The 18,357-nt window shown below is 53.8% G+C and carries 15 protein-coding genes; 5 read left to right on the forward strand and 10 right to left on the reverse strand.

The window, feature by feature from the left end:
• Nucleotides 1–17: 17 nt before the first annotated feature.
• The gene (locus tag DYU11_RS00740; RefSeq protein ID WP_119665738.1) at nucleotides 18–755 is read right to left on the reverse strand and encodes a class I SAM-dependent methyltransferase; all 738 of its coding nucleotides are present in this window, start codon (nucleotides 753–755) and stop codon (nucleotides 18–20) included.
• Between the two features lie 178 nt (nucleotides 756–933).
• Here DYU11_RS00740 and DYU11_RS00745 point away from each other — a divergent pair, with 178 nt between their 5' ends.
• Nucleotides 934–1,332 carry a c-type cytochrome gene (locus DYU11_RS00745; protein WP_119666659.1) on the forward strand — a complete coding sequence of 133 codons (399 nt, stop codon included), beginning with the start codon at nucleotides 934–936 and terminating at the stop codon, nucleotides 1,330–1,332.
• A gap of 73 nt (nucleotides 1,333–1,405) precedes the next feature.
• Here DYU11_RS00745 and rlmB read toward each other — a convergent pair whose 3' ends face one another.
• Nucleotides 1,406–2,386: a 23S rRNA (guanosine(2251)-2'-O)-methyltransferase RlmB gene (gene rlmB, locus DYU11_RS00750; protein WP_119665739.1), complete on the reverse strand. Its 981-nt coding sequence runs from the start codon at nucleotides 2,384–2,386 to the stop codon at nucleotides 1,406–1,408.
• Nucleotides 2,359–3,750 (reverse strand): GWxTD domain-containing protein, encoded by a 1,392-nt coding sequence (locus DYU11_RS00755; RefSeq protein WP_119665740.1) that lies wholly within the window; start codon nucleotides 3,748–3,750, stop codon nucleotides 2,359–2,361. The genes rlmB and DYU11_RS00755 overlap by 28 nt, the downstream gene beginning before the upstream one ends.
• Nucleotides 3,751–3,962: 212 nt before the next feature.
• Here DYU11_RS00755 and DYU11_RS00760 point away from each other — a divergent pair, with 212 nt between their 5' ends.
• The gene (locus DYU11_RS00760) at nucleotides 3,963–4,730 is read left to right on the forward strand and encodes a class I SAM-dependent methyltransferase (RefSeq protein ID WP_119665741.1); all 768 of its coding nucleotides are present in this window, start codon (nucleotides 3,963–3,965) and stop codon (nucleotides 4,728–4,730) included.
• A gap of 17 nt (nucleotides 4,731–4,747) precedes the next feature.
• Here DYU11_RS00760 and DYU11_RS00765 read toward each other — a convergent pair whose 3' ends face one another.
• The 3 genes from DYU11_RS00765 to pyrR form a co-directional block, all read right to left on the reverse strand.
• Nucleotides 4,748–7,039: an FdhF/YdeP family oxidoreductase gene (locus DYU11_RS00765; protein ID WP_119665742.1), complete on the reverse strand. Its 2,292-nt coding sequence runs from the start codon at nucleotides 7,037–7,039 to the stop codon at nucleotides 4,748–4,750.
• Nucleotides 7,040–7,060: 21 nt separating this feature from the next.
• Complete coding sequence (gene fdhD / locus DYU11_RS00770) at nucleotides 7,061–7,909, reverse strand: formate dehydrogenase accessory sulfurtransferase FdhD (RefSeq protein ID WP_119665743.1); 849 nt, start codon at nucleotides 7,907–7,909, stop codon at nucleotides 7,061–7,063.
• Between the two features lie 71 nt (nucleotides 7,910–7,980).
• Nucleotides 7,981–8,520 carry a bifunctional pyr operon transcriptional regulator/uracil phosphoribosyltransferase PyrR gene (pyrR, locus tag DYU11_RS00775; RefSeq protein ID WP_119665744.1) on the reverse strand — a complete coding sequence of 180 codons (540 nt, stop codon included), beginning with the start codon at nucleotides 8,518–8,520 and terminating at the stop codon, nucleotides 7,981–7,983.
• A 142-nt stretch (nucleotides 8,521–8,662) separates the two neighbouring features.
• Here pyrR and pth point away from each other — a divergent pair, with 142 nt between their 5' ends.
• The 3 genes from pth to DYU11_RS00790 all read left to right on the forward strand — a co-directional run bounded on the left by pth (nucleotide 8,663) and on the right by DYU11_RS00790 (nucleotide 11,141).
• Entirely contained in the window at nucleotides 8,663–9,226 is a 564-nt protein-coding gene (gene pth, locus DYU11_RS00780) for an aminoacyl-tRNA hydrolase (protein ID WP_119665745.1), read from the forward strand.
• A gap of 240 nt (nucleotides 9,227–9,466) precedes the next feature.
• Nucleotides 9,467–9,904, forward strand: a complete 438-nt coding sequence (locus DYU11_RS00785; RefSeq protein WP_119665746.1) for a hypothetical protein — start codon at nucleotides 9,467–9,469, stop codon at nucleotides 9,902–9,904.
• 154 nt (nucleotides 9,905–10,058) lie between these two features.
• A complete protein-coding gene (locus tag DYU11_RS00790) occupies nucleotides 10,059–11,141 on the forward strand; it encodes a nucleotidyltransferase domain-containing protein (protein ID WP_119665747.1) in 1,083 nt (360 codons plus the stop codon).
• A gap of 200 nt (nucleotides 11,142–11,341) precedes the next feature.
• Here DYU11_RS00790 and DYU11_RS00795 read toward each other — a convergent pair whose 3' ends face one another.
• From DYU11_RS00795 to DYU11_RS00810, 4 genes are all read right to left on the reverse strand, one after another.
• Nucleotides 11,342–13,795 carry an outer membrane beta-barrel family protein gene (locus DYU11_RS00795; RefSeq protein WP_119666660.1) on the reverse strand — a complete coding sequence of 818 codons (2,454 nt, stop codon included), beginning with the start codon at nucleotides 13,793–13,795 and terminating at the stop codon, nucleotides 11,342–11,344.
• 377 nt (nucleotides 13,796–14,172) lie between these two features.
• A complete protein-coding gene (locus DYU11_RS00800) occupies nucleotides 14,173–14,877 on the reverse strand; it encodes an outer membrane beta-barrel protein (protein ID WP_119665748.1) in 705 nt (234 codons plus the stop codon).
• A 206-nt stretch (nucleotides 14,878–15,083) separates the two neighbouring features.
• Entirely contained in the window at nucleotides 15,084–16,364 is a 1,281-nt protein-coding gene (rodA, locus tag DYU11_RS00805) for a rod shape-determining protein RodA (RefSeq protein ID WP_119665749.1), read from the reverse strand.
• Nucleotide 16,365: 1 nt separating this feature from the next.
• Nucleotides 16,366–18,327, reverse strand: coding sequence for a penicillin-binding transpeptidase domain-containing protein (locus DYU11_RS00810; protein WP_119665750.1), 1,962 nt, complete (start codon nucleotides 18,325–18,327; stop codon nucleotides 16,366–16,368).
• Nucleotides 18,328–18,357: the final 30 nt, after the last annotated feature.

The following is an 18,357-nucleotide window of genomic DNA, read 5'->3' on the forward strand; positions in this document are numbered from 1 at the left end:
ACCAGCGCTATCGGCATCTAAACTCGGCCTGTCCGCAAAAATATCGGAAACTGCACCGCCAGTTCGTCCGGTGTCCATAGTGGCTTGAGCCGTTCGCCCAGCACCGTTACCGGATCCTCCTCGTTTTCGTACAGGTACTGCCGCACCGCTGACCAGGTTCGGAGGTAATTCAGAAACCGGTCCAGCGACCACGACCGCCGGGCGACAAAATTGAACCGCTGCGCCTGTTCAAAGGGAAATGGCAGCGTCGTATACGCTTCGTCAACGTATCGGCGCTGCGGGTCCCAGTACGGCCCAATCAGGTTTCGGTAGAAATCCAGAATGATCGGATCCAGATGCTCCGATACCTGCACCATGCCGTAGCCCCACTCAGCCAGGACGGCTCCCGGCTTCGCCACCCGCCTGACTTCCTGGTGAAACGCATCCACATTGAACCAGTGCAGGGCCTGCGCCACCGTGATCAGATCGAACGTATGGTTAGCAAACGGCGTCTGTTCGGCCGGGCAAACCTGGTAGCGGATGTTCGGGCGCTGCACGGCCTGAGCGAGTTGTTTTTCACTGATATCAGTCGCTTCAACGCGGTCGAACGAATCGGCCAGCGCCCCGGCTACCTGTCCGTTGCCCGTAGCACAATCCCAGGCTGTGCCGCGCTGGGGTACCTGCGCCAGCACAACGTCGTATAAATCAGCGGGGTAATCAATCCGGTACTGGGCGTACAAATCAGCATGACCGGAAAAACGATCGACAGGCATCATTTTTTAAAGAATTGAACTGCTAATTTTAAACGTTTTGCAGTAATTATTGTCATACTGATGATTTAGGTAGTAAAAAGCTAAGCTACAATTGGCTTATGTTGTGAATCAGCCTATTTTTGTAGAATTAGATACAACCTGCTTTACATTGTTTTACCCATTTATTGATTACCCGTTTGTCATGAAAAAAACGTTTGGATTTCTCTTCGCTACGGCTTTGCTGACTGTAGCTTCGTACAATGCCAACGCTCAGGCGTCTACGGCCGAAATTCCGGCTGACATGAACGCTCTGATGCAGAAATATACGTGCATTGCCTGCCACCGTCCTGACCAGCGACTGGTTGGCCCAGCCTACAAAGACGTAGCTAAGAAAAACTACACAAACGAAAAAATCGTCGAACTGATCTATAACCCGGTTCCGAGCAACTGGCCCGGTTATCCGCCGATGGCTCCGATGAAGCAGGTGCCGAAAGAAGACGCGCTGAAACTGGCAGCCTGGATCAACTCGCTGGATGGTACGCCCGGTGGTGGAGCCAAAAAATCAAGCACGGCCAAGAAACCAGCTGCTAAAAAATCATAAATGGGCTGCTGGCCCTGTCAACAAAAAGCCCCTTCGCATGAAGGGGCTTTTTGTTGGTATCGTACCAGATAAACTACCGACCCGTGCTCCGCTGCCGAACCGCTTCGTACAGCACCACACCCGTCGCCACCGAAACGTTCAGCGAACCGACTTCGCCCAGCAGCGGAATCCGGACATGGGTATCCACCATCCGAAGCAGTTCAGGCGAGATGCCGTCTTCTTCCGACCCCATGATCACGGCCAGCGGACCGGTCATATCGGTTGCGTAGAGGTCACGGTACGTCTTTTCCGTACACGCAATCACCCGTATGCCTGAGTCCTGCAAATACTTTATGGTATCGGCGAGGTCGTATTCGCGGCAGACGGAAATATGGTTCAGCGCCCCCGACGAAGTTTTCATCGCGTCGGAGTTAATCGCAGCCGCCCCACGCCCCGGAATCACAATGCACTGCACACCGGAACATTCGGCCGTACGGGCAATGGCCCCAAAATTCCGAACGTCCGTGATGCGGTCAAGAAGCAGCAAAAACGGCGTTTCGCCCCGCTCGTGTACGTCGGCAATGACGTTCGATAGTTTGACGTAGTGAATCGGCGACACCAGGCAGATAACACCCTGGTGGTTTTTGCGCGTCATCCGGTCCAGTTTCTCAATCGGCACCCGCTGGATCGTTACCCGGTTCTGAAAAGCCAGATTCTGGATGTCGGGATTACTGAGCCCTTTCTCCATATACAGCTTATCGATCTGCTGATCGGATTTCAGCGTTTCGATCACCGACTGAATCCCAAACACCATCTCCTCGGGTGCGGGCTTAAACTGAGGCCGCGGGCCGCCGGGCCGCCCCCCACCCGAACGGGTATACGATTTCCGGCCAGACGAGGTCCGGTCCGACGGCTCTCGGTCTGAGAGCCCGTCTGACCGTGTCTCCTCAGATCTATACTCCCGGTCGGATGCACCCCGGTCTGACGGTGCGTCAGACCTAGAGTCGCGGTCGGATTCGTCCGATCGGTTTGACTTGTTGAAACGATTTATTCGCGGATTGCGCCGGTTCTCCATGCTTCGACTATCGGGTACCAAATCGGCTGGTATTCAATATAGCGCACCAGTTCATAATGATCCTCGACAAATTGGTTTGGTTTTTTCGTAAAGGTAAAGGTAATCTCCGACACATTGGCCCGCCGGTTATATACCCATACCTCGCGCTCGCGATTGCGTTGAACGCGGTCGGGCGGACCGAGTACGATGTAGATCATCCCTTTATCGGTTTTCCACCCCTCTTTATAACTCGTGAACAACCGGTTGGCTTCCTCTACGCGGTCAAAGTACGCTTTGATGGTGCGCCGGGCCACGTCTTCGTTACCCGACATCAGGCTCAGCCAATACCGGTCAAAGGCTTTCTTGGTATCCTGCGCCTGGTTCAGTTCGCTGATTTCAGAGCCGGTACTCATGTACAGCACGGGCTTGATGAGCTTATCGGGCCGGGTCATTTTCGGAAAACGCTTGTCCGTCACGACCAAGCCAATACCATACGCGTCGGTGGTATCTTCCATGAAGTAATACAGCCCTTCCCTAGGCAGGGTAAACGGCTGATTGGCGGTGATCGTCAGGGTTGAGTCGACCGACAGGGACCGGGGTGCCGGGCGGGTAGACGTATTCATCGGTGACGAAGCCGCGTCGAAATCATGCTTATAGCGGAAAGCGAACAAGGGCTTACTGCTCCCGTCAACGCTCCGGATGACCACCGTATCGCCAATATTCACGTAGTTACGCAACTGCGGCAACTGGCCATTCTTATCGAAAAGGGCATACCGATCGCTCAGCTTTACGGCTTTGAACCGCACCGGCAGGTCGTTGCGGGCCTTGGCCCCGGTGCTGACTTCGGTCAGTTCGGTCAGCAGTACAGCACTGACCACATCCTTCGGGCGCTTGACGTCAAACGTCAGCGTCAGATGGTCGCCCTCACGCACCAGGGTCTGGTCGTTGAGCGGTACGTTACCATATCCCAGCCGCTCACGGTTGTTGTAGTCGGGATACAGTACGTAAGCAATCTGGAACCGACCCGACAAATCAGAAGGGTTCGTAACCGGGCTGCCATCGGGCTGCCGGGCCGTCAGATTCATGTACACCCGAACCGTTGAGCTGTCAATGATGAGGTATTTCCCCTTTATTGATGTAACGGCCCAATCGCCGGCGGCTCTGGGGGCATTCTGCGCGGCTGCCGGTGAAGACACAGGAGCAACCTGCCGCGAATCCGACGGCGCAGCCTGTCGCGAACTAGCCTGCCGGGAGCCGGAACTCGGCGGATCAGCCTGCCGGCTGCCTCCCTTTTCTTTGACGCGAGCATCGTACTCCTGGGTCGGTTTGGTTGTCGAGCAGGCCGACAGAGCACTAATTAACGCTAAAGCATATAGTAAACGCATAAACAACGATCAAAAACGCTATCCCTAAGTTGTTTATATCTAACGAAAAACCGGCGATAGTTTGGTTAATACCCCCTCCATTTTTCTTTAGCTTTACAAAAGACTAACTTTACTACTTGTTTTGCAAGTTAGGTTTCTATTGGACGTTAGATTCCAGACATTGGCTGATCAGGTTGCCCAATGTCCAGCATTCAGCATCCGACACCCCGAATATGTACAAAACCACCGAAATAACCTCGGCCGAAATTGCGTCTGATAATCCTGTTCACCAGCGGCTGTTGTTCCCCTACGTTGAAGCGGCCAGTATGGTCAGTGGCCAGGTGCTCGAAATTGGCTGCGGCTGGGGTCGTGGGCTACAGTTACTTACGCAGGCTGCCAGCCACTATACCGGCATTGATAAAAATAACGACCTGATTGCGGCTTTGCGTCAGGAATATCCTCAGGCTACGTTCATGGCAGCGAACATTCCCCCGCTTACGGACCTGGCCGACAATACGTTCGACTACATCGTTACGTTCCAGGTCATTGAGCACATCGAGAACGATGACCTGTTTGTCAGGGAAGCGCATCGGGTACTGAAGCCGGGCGGCAAATTGTTGCTGACAACCGTCAACCGGAAATTCTCCCTCACGCGCAATCCGTGGCACGTCCGGGAGTACTACGCCGATGAGCTGAAAAACCTGATGGGCACGTATTTCAGGACCGTCGATACGCGGGGCATTCACGGCAACGACAAGGTGATGACGTATTACGAGCAGAATAAAGAGTCGGTCCGTAAACTGACCCGCTTCGATATTTTTAACTTGCAATACCGCCTGCCACGTCGCCTGCTTCAGGTACCGTATGATCTGATGAACCGCCTGAACCGCAACCGGCTCCTGCAGCAGGATGGTTTGGCAGCCGAAATCCGGCACACCGATTATCTGGTCAGCAACGATCCGGCCGGAAGCCTCGATTTCTTCTACGTAGCAACAAAGTAGCGTGGTCGGCAACCTCGCTACGTAGCGGGAGTAACCGTAACGACAATCGATTTGGAAGTCGGTGTATTGCTTTTTTCCGCTACTGAATCGATAGGCACCAGCACGTTTGTTTCGGGGAAGTAGGCAGCTGCACAGCCGCGGGGTATGCTGTACGGTACGATGATGAACCGATGAGCCGTACGCTGCTGACCATCGTACCGGCTGTGCAGATCGATTACCTGCCCGGCCGCCAGCCCCCGACTGGTAATATCATCCGCATTCAGGAATACGACACGTCGTTCGCCGTAGATACCCCGGTAGCGATCGTCGTTGCCGTACACCGTCGTGTTGAACTGATCGTGGCTGCGCACCGTCATCAACAGCAGTTCGCCGGGTTTCAGGTCGTGGCTGGTCGGCGTATTGATGGAAAAGTGAGCCTTCCCGTCTGGGGTCGTAAACGTGCGCTTCCGCGGACCGTTGGGAAGATAGAAACCGCCCGGTTGCCGTACCCGCTCGTTGTAGCGATCAAACCCCTCGACGGTTTGCTCAATCAGGTCGCGGATGTGGTCGTAGTTGCTGATCAGGGCATCCCAGTCTACCGTCGTTCTGCCGGCCAGCGTCGCTTTGGCCACTCCGGCTACGATAGCCGGCTCGCTCAGCAGATGCGAAGACACCGGCTCTACTACCCCCTTCGACAGATGAACAACGCCGGTGGTATTTTCCATGCTGACAAACTGCTCGCCGGTTGCCTGCCGGTCGATATCGGAATGGCCAAGACAAGGTAAAATCAGGGCCGTTTCGCCGTGTATCAGGTGGCTGCGATTCAGCTTGGTCGATACGTGTACGGTCAGTTTACACCGGCGCAAAGCCTCTGCGTTGTAATTAGTATCCGAAGTCGCCATCGCAAAGTTGCCGCCCATGCCGAAGAAAACGGTAGCCCGCCCTTCGTGCATCGCTTTCACGGCCGCCACCGTATCGTAGCCATGTTCGCGGGGCGGCTCAAACTTGAATACCGCGGCCAGTTTATCCAGAAACGCCGGTTTCGGCTTTTCATAAATGCCCATTGTCCGGTCGCCCTGTACGTTGCTGTGCCCCCGAATGGGCGCGGCTCCCCCACCCTCAATGCCAATACTCCCCTTCAGCAAAAGGACATTGATTACTTCCCGGATCGTCTCAACAGCGTTGCGGTGCTGGGTGAGGCCCATCGCCCAGCAAATAATGATCTTCTTTTTGAACTTCAGCGCATCCACTACAGCCTGCACGTCTTCGCGTACGAGGCCTGTCTGACTAATCAGTTCATCGACGTCATATCGGGCGAGATCGGCCAGAAAAGCCTCGTAGCCGGCTGTTTGACCCTCAATAAACGGTTTGTCCAGCACCTGCCCCGGCGCTTTCTGCTCTTCCTCCAGCAGCAGTTTCGCGATGGCTTTGAGCAGGGCCAAATCGGTGTTGATCCGTATCTGCAGGTAGATATCGGTCAGTTTCTGCCCACCCAGCAGCATATCGCGCGGACTCTGCGGGTACTTAAACGCCAGCAGCCCTGTCTCGACCAGCGGGTTTACGGCAATGATCGTTGCGCCGTTCCGTTTGGCCTCCTCCAGCGGGGTCAGCATCCGCGGGGCATTGGTGCCAGGGTTCTGGCCCATGATTATAATGACGTCGGCCCTGGCAAAATCATCGTATACGATCGAAGCCTTGCCCAAACCAATGGTTTCGCCCAGGGCCACACCGGTCGATTCGTGGCACATGTTGGAGCAATCGGGCAGGTTGTTCGTGCCGTATTGCCGAACGAATAACTGGTACAGAAAGGCCGTTTCATTGGCCGTTCGGCCGGAAGTATAGAAAATCGCTTCGTCCGGCGACGCCAGCCCGTTCAGCGTATCGCCGATGAGTTGAAAGGCCTCGTTCCAGTCGATAGGAACGTAATGCGTATCACCGGGCCGGATGATCATCGGCTGCGTTAACCGCCCCTGCTGCCCAAGCCAGAAATCTGTTTTTTGCCGCAGTTCCGCTACCGAATACCGCTGGAATAGCACCGGTGAGGCCGTGTGCTTGGTCATAATTTCGTCGGCCACGGCCTTAGCGCCATTTTCGCAGTACTCAGCAACAGCCGACCGGTGGCCGTCCGGATCAGGCCAGGCACAGGACGGGCAGTCGTAGCCGTCTTTCTGGTTCAGGTTGACCAGCGCTTTCCAGCCCCGTCCGATATCAGTGCCACGCAGTACGTGTTCAAATGATTTGACCACCGCCGTCAGGCCGGCGGCTTCGGTTTTGGGCTGACCAACGTTCAGGTTTCCGGTCAGTTCTTCGGGGGGCGTGTTTTGCTGCATAACAGGTTACGGTTTGGGACCTCAGACAATGGCCACGGGCCGGTTGATACGTTCCGGGGATGTATAAAGATTAAATCGTTCGTCGCGCAGAAAGCCAATGAGCGTCATACCGGCTTCCTGGGCCATCTCGACCGCCAGGCTTGACGGTGCCCCCACGGCCGCGAGCAGCGGCACACCCACCATCCAGCTTTTCTGCACCAGCTCGACGCCAATCCGGCCGCTTAGCAGTATGCCATACTGGGTAAGTGGCAACCAACGGCTCCAGAAAGCCGCGCCGATTACTTTGTCCAGCGCGTTGTGTCGACCAATGTCTTCACGTACCAGCAGGAGCCGGCCCGCTTCGTCGAACAAGGCAGCCGCGTGGAGTCCGCCCGTATAGGCAAACGCCCGCTGCGCATCGCGTACCTGATCCGGCAAAGCCAGCAGTTGATCCGTCGAAAGGTGAAACGAAGAGACAATGGGGCCGGGCGTGAGCGCCTGCACCGCTTCGATGGTCGCTTTGCCGCACAGGCCACAGCTCGACGAAGTAAACGTATGCCGTTCCAGCCGCTGCCAGTCCACCACTACGCCGGGGTTCAGCTCCACCCGCAGGACGTTCCCTTGCTTGGTTGCATCCTGAACGCAGTGTCGGCAGGACACGATGTCGGCCGGTTGTTGAATGATGCCTTCGGTTACTAAAAAGCCAAACGCCAGTTCTTCGTCATGGCCGGGCGTCCGCATGGTTACGGCCAGGCTCCGCTGCTGTCGGTCGTCGACCGGACCAAAGCCGAGTCGAATCTCCAGCGGCTCTTCCACCGCCAGCAGGTCGGGCGTTTCGGCAACGGTATCACGCTGAATCTTATGAACGGTGACGGGAGCGACCAGAGCCATACGTACGCGGGGTTTGTGTGTATGATAACGATCTGTGCAGGCAAAAAGATTGATACACACCCAAAGTCTGGCTACCCAACCAGCCAGATCCGATCCGCTTCGGCCCCCTGCTCAGTCCATTCGACCAGGACCCGCTGCGATTCCAGGGTATTGACGCGTTTGCCGGTATAGTCTGGCTTGATGGGCAGATCGCGGTTGTAGCGCCGGTCGACCAGAACGAGTAACTCCACCTGACGCGGCCGGCCGAAGGCCGTCATCGCATCCAGCGCGGCCCTGACCATCCGGCCCGTTGCCAGTACATCGTCGATCAGAATAACGCGTTTATCTTCAATCAAAAACGGTACATGAGTCGTATTGGGCCGCAGTGGAGAATCGCGCCGGCGAAAGTCGTCGCGGTAGAACGTAGCATCCAGATAGCCCAGCGGCACCTCGCGCCCCAGCGTACGGTTCAACTCCCGGCTTACCCGCTCGGCAAAATAAATACCGCGGGGCTGCATACCCAGCAGCACGGAATGGGCGAAATCCTGGTGTTTTTCGATCAGTTCCTGCGTGAGCCGACTGATAACAATCTCCAGCAGCGGACTGGAAAGGATAAGGCGTTGTTGATTCATGAGGTAAAAATAGTCAATCAGTTAGTCAATTAGTTCGTTCTTGTGGGCGAAGACAAGTAGTAAGGTATGACGGCCCGCGTTGAAAATAGTACGAAGTTTGCGGCTGATTAGGTCTTGATTAACGCATCCACTGATCTGGATTATGACTAAATTCCTGCTTGTGGGCCTCGGAAACATCGGCCCGGAATACGCACTCACCCGCCATAACGCGGGCTTTATGGTACTTGACCGCCTGGCGGCTCAGCATGACTTTGCCTTCTCGATGACCCGTCTGGCCTATACCGCCAAATGGCAGCACAAAGGCAAGCAGTTGTTTTTTGTGAAACCCACTACGTACATGAATCTCAGCGGCCGGGCGGTTCAGTACTACCTGAAGCAGGAAAACATCCCGGTCGACAACCTGCTGGTTATCACCGACGACAAAGATTTGCCCTTTGGCAAGCTGCGCCTGAAGCCCAAAGGATCGCCGGGGGGACACAACGGGTTGCGCCACATCGACGAGGTGCTGGGCACCCAAGAGTACGCCCGGCTTCGGGTCGGAATCGGCAATAATTTTTCGAAAGGCCGTCAGGTAGATTTCGTATTGGGGCAGTTTCCTGAGGATGAACTGATCCAATTACCGGACTATCTGGACCGGGCAGGCAATGCAGCCCTCGCGTTTTGCACTATGGGAATACAATTTGCTATGAACAATTTTAACCAATAATATAATTTAATAAAGAACTTTTAAAAATATCAATTAAATTTTTTATACAAATCAATAGTTATTGGTATAAAATATTATTCTGTATAAATGATATTTACGTCGAATTTTTTCGATATAATAACTAAACACAATCTATTATTCAAAATAAAATTCTATACCGTCCTATACGAACCTTTGTATTCAAAGAATTTATTAAGATATTTGTGCGTTCAATAACTGAAACCAAAATAGAACAAATCAATGAAATCGCGTGTTATCTTTGTGTCGCTGGTTCTTGCATTAGGACTGGCGGTCGAACAGGCAACCGCGGCTACCACCTTCACCGATGATAGCCCGGCAGCAAACAAGCCGGCAACCGCCTTGCTGGTCAATGGAACTGAGAAGCAATTTGCTTCCTACATTGAACAGCGTGTAAGTCGATTCGCTCGTAAATCAGATTGGCAAAACTACATAAGTGTAGTTACGTTGTATAACCAGAATCCAGTAGCGGTGCTAAGCCTCGATAAGGCCACCCGGGATTCATTCAACGAAGCCGCTGATCGGTTGAACGAGCAACTGGCTAAACGTAGTGATTCCGGAGCCAGCCGCTGGTTGACTCAGGCTAATTACACGACCCGGATGATCAATTTCCTTTGGGATACTGATCGGAGAGCCAGCGAACCACTTGAGCTAGAGTAGTTGAAAATTATACCAAATTGCTCAGGTTTTTTGGAACAGAAATGGGTAAAAGTTAGTTTTTCATGTAGAAAAGGTTAAGGGTTTAGGAATAGTCAGTATAGGGTCCTCTGCTTCGATCAGGGGACCTTATCTTTTTTATGGGTATTTTGGCCCCATGACTATCCAGGAACTGCGCGAACGTAACCTTATTCTGTTTGAGTGCATCAGTGGCAGCAAGGCCTACGGCACCGATCTTCCTACGTCCGATACCGATATCCGGGGCGTTTTTGTGATGCCCCAGGATGAGTTGTACGGCCTGCATTACGTTGAGCAGATCAACGACGACCGCAACGATGTGGTCTTTTACGAACTTCGCCGGTTTGTCGAGCTCCTCGCTAAAAATAATCCGAACATCCTGGAATTACTCTGCACTCCGGCCGACTGTGTGCTGTACCGCCACCCACTCATGGATCGGCTTCGGCCGGACGTTTTTCTGTCACGTTTGTGTAAGGTTACGTTCGCGGGCTATGCGGTAAGCCAGATCAAAAAAGCCCGTGGTCTCAATAAGAAGATTCTGAATCCGATTCCGAAAGAACGTAAGTCGCTGCTTCACTTCTGCTACGTTCTGGCCGAACAGAACAACTTGTCATCAGCTTCCCGGCCGCTCCTCGATTTTTTGGCCGAACGCCACTGGCAGCAGGCGCAGTGCGGCCTGGTCAGCATTCCGCACGCCCGCGATCTATACGCCCTCTATTATGATCCCACCGGCACCCTGAGGTTCAAGGGCGTTATAAAATACCCCGAAGCCGACGAGGTGACGCTCAGCAGCGTTCCGAAGGACATGGCTCCTTCTGCCTTTCTCTCCGTTAATCACGACGGATATTCGAGTTACTGTAAAGACTACCGGGAATACTGGGAATGGGTGGAAAAGCGAAACGAAGTCCGTTTCCAGAATACCCTCGAACACGGCAAACAATACGATGCCAAAAACATGATGCATACGTTCCGGCTGCTCGATATGGCCGCCGAAATTCTGCGGGCCGGCCAGGTAATCGTGCGTCGACCCAACCGCGATGAACTGCTCCGCATCCGGGCCGGTGCCTACGACTACGACGACCTGATTGCTCGGGCCGAGCAGAAAGTAGCGGCAGTTGAAGCGGCTGCCAACACCAGCCCCCTACCCGACCACCCGGACCTGGAACGTATTGAGCGCCTGTTGATTGAGATGCGGAAAGCGTGGTACGCCAGCGTAGCCTGATTCTGACATTACGGCTTACTTCCCTAACAATCAAAGCAAAGCTACGTAACAGCTAGTTTGAAGGTCTGACCGCGACCACTTGTACCAGACTATCAACCAACAAAAAAGCCAGCCCTCAATGCGGGACTGGCTTTCACGTTTTCTTAACCTAAACTAAACTCTATGCTCTTTAGTATCTGTGTCCGTCTGTTCCAGCAGGCTTAGTTGCTGCCACCACCGGCCCGGTTGCGTTCGGCTTCCGTACTGGTGCTGCGCTGGCGGGCAGCTTTTACGTTCTGGTTACCGAAACGGTAGGTGAACGTAACACGGGCGACCCGGCTCTCCCAGCGGGAGGTGATTCGGAAATCAATATCCTGGTATTTGGCGTATCCTTTGAACTGGTTCAGCCAGAAAGGATCGTTTACGTTCAGTTTCAGCGTACCCTTCTTGTTCAGGACCGTCTTCTGCAAGCCGACACTGAAGGCGCCCTGTGGCTGGTAGCGGTAGAAACCATACAGCCCCTTCGAGTTGTACCAGCCCGCCAGTTCGGCCGAGAACCCTTTGCCCAGCGTGAACGTGTTCGATGAGTACAGGTTGTAGGCGACAAAGTCTACGTTGTACTGCGCACCGAGGTAGGGCGAATCAAACTTGTTGTAGAACACCGTAATGTTGTTCTGCATGTTCCACCACTTCCGGATCGGCAGCGGGAAACTCATCGTCAGGCTCACATTATCCTGCGTCGCCAGGTTGTCGGACGTAACGTAGGTAATGTTCTGCTCCGGAATCTGGCCCGGCACCTCGTTTACGATTACGTCCGTAGTGCGGCTGTACGACAGCGAGGTTGAGAACGATCCCTTATACACGTGCGTCAACTGGTACGAGTTCGTGAACTGTGGTTTCAGGTACGGGTTGCCCTGCTGGTACGTGTACGGATCGAGGTAGAACCGGAACGGATTCAGGTTCTGATAGTTCGGGCGGTCGATCCGGCGGCTGTACGAAAAGTTCAGTACGTTGCTGGTATCGAGCTGCCGCGACAGGAACAGCGTCGGGAACAGGTTGGTATAGTTCCGGTCCACAACGCGGTTCAGCGTTACCGAATTACCTTTTGAGTGCGTCTGCTCAACCCGCAGGCCAAACTGCAAACTCGTTTTCTTATCCAGCTTACCTGAGTAATTGGCATACACTGCGTTGATATTTTCCTGGTATTTAAACCGGTTACTCTGGTTTTCATTCAATACCCAGCGGTTATCGAGCAGATTCTCGAACACCAGGTTGTTGTCTGACTGTACGTAGCTGCTCTTGATACCAGTTTCCCATTTTCCTTTCTTCGTCGGGTGCACGTAGTCTGACTTGAATGCCCAGATGTCGATCACCGACGGCATATCATTGCGAACCGTTTCGGTTGGCTGCTCAATTTCGTCCTGCGCGTTCCGGTACGTCGTCACCAGATTATTGTACGAATCGCCGTTATAGCGCGAGTAATCCATGTCGGCGGTCAGCTCACGGCCTTTGCCGTTGAATTCGTATTTATAGTTCAGATTCCCGGTCAGGTTCGTCCACTTGTTCTGAACCGTTACGGCAGTGGTCGGCTTCAACGTAATCTCACCGGCCGCGTTCCGAATGATGGTGTTGTTGACGGCATTGTACTGATTCCAGTCGTTGATAAATCCTGTAGCCAGTACCCCGATCGTGCTTTTCTTACTGACGAAATAGTCCAACCCGGCCCGGTAGGTATGTCCGTCGAAGCGGTTCGGGCGGTACGATTTCTGGTCGAAGTACGTAACCGTACCGTTGAACGGAATAAGCCGGTTCAGTTCATTCTCCTGAAAACGCCGGTTGTGGAAGTAGCTGTAATTACCGAATACGTTGATCTTTCCTTCGCGGTGGTTCAGGTTCAGGCTCGTGTTGTATTTTTCGAAGCGGCCCATTCCCAATCCGGCGACCCACGTACCATTCGTGCCGAAGTTCTTGTTTTTCTTCATCTTGATGTTGATGATCCCCGAGTTACCGGCCGCGTCGTATTTAGAACCGGGGTTCGTGATGATCTCAATTTTCTCGATGTTATCACTCGGCGTGTTTTTCAGCAGATTGGCCACCTCCTGCCCCGACAGATACGTCTGCTTGCCGTCGATATAAACAATTACCCCTGATTTACCTTTCAGCTGAATCTGATCGTTCTGGCGGTCAATAGTTACGCCCGGTGCTTTTTCGAGCACTTCCAGGGCGGTATTGCCGCTGGCAACGATGCTGTTTTCAACATTTACGACCGTACGGTCTACCTGCTGTTCAATGAACGGTTTTTTGGCTACCACCTTTACTTCCGACAGGTTTTGGGTCTCATCGGTCATGGCCAGCGCCGGTACTTCAACGGCTGGCCGGGCCTCATCCAATGCAAACCGCTGACTGTACGCCTTGCGGTATCCTATCTGCTGCGCAGCCACCAGGTATTCGCCGGCGCCTACGTTTTCAAATTCATAATGACCAACGGCATCACTGACAGCCCCTTTTACCAGGGTCGAGTCTTTTGCCTTAAGTAACATCATGGTCGTAAACTCAAGCGGTTTACCGGCCACTGTTCCAACCTGCCCGTATACTTTACCGCGGGTTGGAATCTGCCCGAATGCGGTGGTTACCGTTACCAGAACAACCGCTAAAAAAGTACATATCGATTTCATACCAGCTGCTTTAAAAAGGAAAGGTTTCATTAGACTTGCTGCGTAAGTACATGGCAAAAGTAGGTAGTATGCATCACCGGGTACCTGTTCTTACACAAGCGGTCTATTGAGCTGTATGAACGGATTATGCAACGGGCTTACTGATTGATGAAGGGAATTTGGGTAAAGAGTGAAGTCAGTTACCCAACGTTGCATCCGGGTGCAATTATTTTTCAGGAAAATTTAAGACCGCTTATTATTGGTACCGGGTGATGCGGATAAGTGCCTTGATGGCTGACCCCTAAGTGGCGTATCGGAAACTTTTGGATGCCCGCACGATCCAATCGTACGTCGTGCGGGCCATCCAGTCTGGGTTCTTTTAAGAGCCTACTGCCAGATCACAGCTTAATTCCTGCCGACCAGACGTTCATGTCCGGCCCCTCACCTGCTTTGAATAGACTGCCCGGCTCGTAGCGAACGAACAATCGGGTTTGGCGGCAGAAGCCCAACTCGGTAGTCAGGCCCCAGCGTAGCGGGTTCAGGTTAAAGGAGCCGTGTGTCCGGACGGCCGACCCACCAACCGGCTTCACTTTGGTGTAGCTGTCGAGCCGAAGTCCGGCATACGCCCCGACGCCCAGCGACAGGCCCGACCGGAACGTTACGTTCAGAATAACCGGCAGGTTGAGCTGCGCCGTGGTTAACTTGGACTTTTTCAGTTCTTCGGCAGCCGGTTCCACAACGAGCTGGTTGTTGCGCTCGACCAGGGTGTTCTGCCCGTCGAACATAAAGTTGTTCCAGGCTACTTCGGGTCCGGTGAAGAGCCGGAGTTTCGTGCTGCCCTTGACGGCCAGCGGAACCCGATATTGCCACGACAGGGCTACGAAGCGGGACCCAACCGGCCGAAACTCGTAGCTCGTTGGAACAGCGCCCCCGACATTGTTGAAACCAACGTAGATGTGCAGATCGTCGGCGATACGTTCAACGGTTCGCGAAGGACTTGCTTTAGTTTTGATTTCGGTCCTGATAGTGTCGCTTTGCTGAGCGAACGCGAAGGTTGAAGCAAAGAGGAAGGATGCGGTCAGGATGTGTTTAGCGGTTTTCATGGTTCAGTTGTATTTGTTGTCTACTGTTGTCTGGGTGAATACGAAAAGTAAGGGTTTAGGAAACGGGTCTCACTGCGTATTCTGACCAGTAGATGATAAGCAGGCCGGGGCTGGTTGCATGCGTTGCCTGATTTTTTTTGATGGCCTAAAAAAACTGGGGCGGGTAAGCATTTAATGCCTACCCGCCCCAGTTTACAACTTGCCACTTAAACCCTTGACAGCATGCTCGTTCGTCGCGAATCGAGTTTCAGGAAGATGAACAGCAGAATGGAGAATGACCAGAGCGACGAACCGCCGTAACTGAAAAATGGCAGCGGAATACCGATTACGGGCATCAGACCGATGGTCATACCGACGTTTACCAGCACGTGGAAGAAAATAATCCCTACGACGCAATAGCCGTAGACACGGGCGAATTTGTTCCGCTGCTTTTCGGCCAGAATTACAATCCGGCACAGCAGGCCAATGAATAGCCCAATCACGATGGCACTGCCGATGAAGCCGTGCTCTTCGCCGATGGTGCAGAAGATAAAGTCGGTGCTTTGCTCCGGCACGAAGTCAAACTTAGTCTGCGTCCCTTCCAGAAATCCTTTCCCCTGGAGCCGCCCTGAACCAATGGCAATTTTGGCCTGCGTTACGTTCCAGCCTACTCCCAGCGGATCGATGGTCGGATCGAGCAGCACTTTGATCCGGTTCCGCTGGTGTTTTTCCAGTACGTTCTCCACCAGGAATTCGGTACTGGTAGCGTAGGCCATGGCCAGCAAACCAATACCGGCAATGATCAGCATGTTGCGGGGCGTCCGGTTGTAGCGCGGCAGCAGCAGGATAACCAAACCGCACACCGCTACCAGTCCGATGAATAACACCAGATTGGGAAGCGCCAGTCCCAGAATCAGCAGAGCAGCCGCGGCAATCACCGTCATTGGAATCCAGCCGGGCAGCCCTTCACGGTACAGCACCACCAGAAACGAGGCAAAAACGAGCATCTGCCCGGCCTCGTGCGACGCCAGAATCAGCACACAGGGCAGCAGAATGATCCCGCCGATGTAAAGTAAATCTTTCTGTTTTGCCAGGTTGATCGTCGGACTGTCGAGATACCTGGCAATGGCCAGCGACGTAGCCACCTTGGCAAACTCAGCCGGCTGGATGGTGAATGAACCTAGTTTGAACCACGACCGCGACCCGTTGATGTTGCTACCGGCCACAAGCACCAGCAGCAGCATTAGAATCACAAAACCGTAGATGATATACGCAAACGAGTCATAAAACCGGTGGTGGATAACCAGCACACAAATGACCAGGATCACCGTGGTGCCAATCCACATAAGCTGCTTGCCGGCGTTCGTTGTCAAATCGAACAAACTGGTATGATCTTCGGGACTGTATACGGCCGCGTAGACATTGAGCCAGCCGATCATAACGCAACCCAGGTACAGAATCAGCGTCAGCCAGTCAATATTGCGGGTAAAAGGATCGGTCCGATTCATATTAATTACCACTCGCGACTGCGGGCGCGGTAACCGATTTCGGTTTGGTTGTGGTCATCAGCGGCTTTGACGAAGCCGAATCCGCCGATTTACGGCCTGAATCTTTTTTCGGAGCAGGCAGTTTCGGTTTTGGGGCCTGCGTGATAGGCGGCAAACTGGCAGTAGCCATTACCTTCTCCTCCAGCTTTTTAGCTTCGGTCCGGCGTTTCAGATACCGTTCAGCCACCAGAGCCGCCACGGATGCCGCTGCGCCCCCACCCCAGCCGGCCCGCTCAACGAACACGGCAATCGCAATCTTCGGGTTATTCATCGGGGCGAACCCAACGAAGATGGAGTGGTCATATTTATGACCGTATTTAGCATTCTGCGACGTACCGGTTTTGCCGCACAGGTCAATGTTGGTTGTATTAACGAGGGGGGTTACCGTACCGGCCACCACCGCCCGGCGCATACCGTCGATGACGGGCAGGTAGTATTCCCGGTTAATTCCCATGTCGTGGTGCTTGACGTATTCGGCCGGCACACCAACCCCCGCTTTCCCAAAGCCTTTGATGTAATGAGGGGTGATGTAGTAGCCACGATTGGCAATAATGGCGGCCAGGTTAGCCAGCTTCAGCGGACTGATGAGCAGTTCGCCTTCGCCGATACTGAGCGAGTAGACGTTAGAGAATTTCCAGCGGTTCTGCCCTCCGTACACCTTGTTGTAGTAGTTGACCGTGGGCAGGTTCCCTTTCAGTTCGCTCGGCAGGTCGACGCCCAGCCGCTCCCCAATGCCGAACTTTTCAACCCAGTCGTGCCACTCCTGCAGACCGATGGCCGAAGCCCGGAACGTGTTCTGTTCGCCGTTGTTGTAGATCATCCGGCGGAATACGTTATAGAAATACGGATTGCAGGAATACTGCACGGCTCCGCGCAGGTCCTGCCCACCGCGGCAGTGGCAGCGCATGGGTGAGCCGCCGTGCCCGTATACCGTATGCGTCGTCAGGGTTCCCTGCTGCTGCGCCACCAGGGCCTGAATCAACTTGAACGTTGACCCCGGCCGGTAGCTCGCCATGATCGGTCGGTTAATCAGCGGCTTATACGGATTTTTCATCAACGCCCGGTAGTTCTTCGAAAAGAACCGGCTCGACAGCATATTGGGGTCGTAGGTCGGGGCGGACACCGACACCAGAATTTCGCCCGTCGATGGTTCGATGGCGATTACGCTGCCTACTTTATTGTGCATCAGGCTGTCGGCGTATCGCTGAGCTTCCAGATCGATACCGGTAATAAGGTTCTGCCCAGCCACAGCCAGCGTATCAAATGCGCCGTCCTTCCAGGAGCCCTTGTTCACCCCCCGCACGTTCTGCATAATAAACTTTACGCCCCGCCGGCCACGGAGCTGTTCTTCATACTGCTCTTCGAGCCCGTTGTGCCCAATGTAATCACCCTGCCGGTAATAGGGGGTTTCCTGATCGTCCAGTTGCTTCTTGGTAACCTCGCTGACGTAGCCGAGCGCATTGGCCAGCGTCCGGGCGGGATACGTTCGCATGGAACTGATGACCGGTTCAAAACCCCGGTAGTCGACCAGGGCATCCTGAATACGGGCGAAATCTTCTTTGGACAACTGCCGCAAGAACAGCGACGGCTTAACGGGCGAGTAGTTTTTGGCCAGCCCCATAATGCTGTCGAACTCCGATACGGAGATGTCCATCATCCGGCAGAACGCTAGCGTATCCGGAATCCTCACTTTCTTGGGCGTAACATACAAGTCGTAAACGGGGGTGTTATACACAATTAATTGCCCGCTACGATCATATATCTGCCCCCGGTACGGTATTTCGATGACCCGTTTGATTGAGTTCTTCGACGAACCCAGCGAATAACTATCATCCAATACCTGCAGGTAAAATAAACGAGTTAAATACGTCAGTCCGACGAGGCAGAAAACGCCGATTATGACATACTTCCGATTCTCCAACATGAGAATATAGTTCCTAAATCCAAGCTACGC

The sequence above is a fragment of the Fibrisoma montanum genome (assembly GCF_003583365.1).
In the GTDB taxonomy this organism is placed as follows: Bacteria; Bacteroidota; Bacteroidia; order Cytophagales; family Spirosomataceae; genus Fibrisoma; species Fibrisoma montanum.

Excerpts from the sequence above, each read along its gene's own strand:
- DYU11_RS00800 (WP_119665748.1), bottom strand. The coding sequence starts at position 14,877 with ATGAAAACCGCTAAACACATCCTGACCGCATCCTTCCTCTTTGCTTCA.
- DYU11_RS00740 (WP_119665738.1), bottom strand. The coding sequence starts at position 755 with ATGATGCCTGTCGATCGTTTTTCCGGTCATGCTGATTTGTACGCCCAG.
- DYU11_RS00790 (WP_119665747.1), top strand. The coding sequence starts at position 10,059 with ATGACTATCCAGGAACTGCGCGAACGTAACCTTATTCTGTTTGAGTGC.
- DYU11_RS00785 (WP_119665746.1), top strand. The coding sequence starts at position 9,467 with ATGAAATCGCGTGTTATCTTTGTGTCGCTGGTTCTTGCATTAGGACTG.
- pth (WP_119665745.1), top strand. The coding sequence starts at position 8,663 with ATGACTAAATTCCTGCTTGTGGGCCTCGGAAACATCGGCCCGGAATAC.
- fdhD (WP_119665743.1), bottom strand. The coding sequence starts at position 7,909 with ATGGCTCTGGTCGCTCCCGTCACCGTTCATAAGATTCAGCGTGATACC.
- DYU11_RS00760 (WP_119665741.1), top strand. The coding sequence starts at position 3,963 with ATGTACAAAACCACCGAAATAACCTCGGCCGAAATTGCGTCTGATAAT.
- rodA (WP_119665749.1), bottom strand. The coding sequence starts at position 16,364 with ATGAATCGGACCGATCCTTTTACCCGCAATATTGACTGGCTGACGCTG.
- DYU11_RS00745 (WP_119666659.1), top strand. The coding sequence starts at position 934 with ATGAAAAAAACGTTTGGATTTCTCTTCGCTACGGCTTTGCTGACTGTA.
- DYU11_RS00755 (WP_119665740.1), bottom strand. The coding sequence starts at position 3,750 with ATGCGTTTACTATATGCTTTAGCGTTAATTAGTGCTCTGTCGGCCTGC.
- DYU11_RS00810 (WP_119665750.1), bottom strand. The coding sequence starts at position 18,327 with ATGTTGGAGAATCGGAAGTATGTCATAATCGGCGTTTTCTGCCTCGTC.
- pyrR (WP_119665744.1), bottom strand. The coding sequence starts at position 8,520 with ATGAATCAACAACGCCTTATCCTTTCCAGTCCGCTGCTGGAGATTGTT.
- DYU11_RS00795 (WP_119666660.1), bottom strand. The coding sequence starts at position 13,795 with ATGAAATCGATATGTACTTTTTTAGCGGTTGTTCTGGTAACGGTAACC.
- DYU11_RS00765 (WP_119665742.1), bottom strand. The coding sequence starts at position 7,039 with ATGCAGCAAAACACGCCCCCCGAAGAACTGACCGGAAACCTGAACGTT.
- rlmB (WP_119665739.1), bottom strand. The coding sequence starts at position 2,386 with ATGGAGAACCGGCGCAATCCGCGAATAAATCGTTTCAACAAGTCAAAC.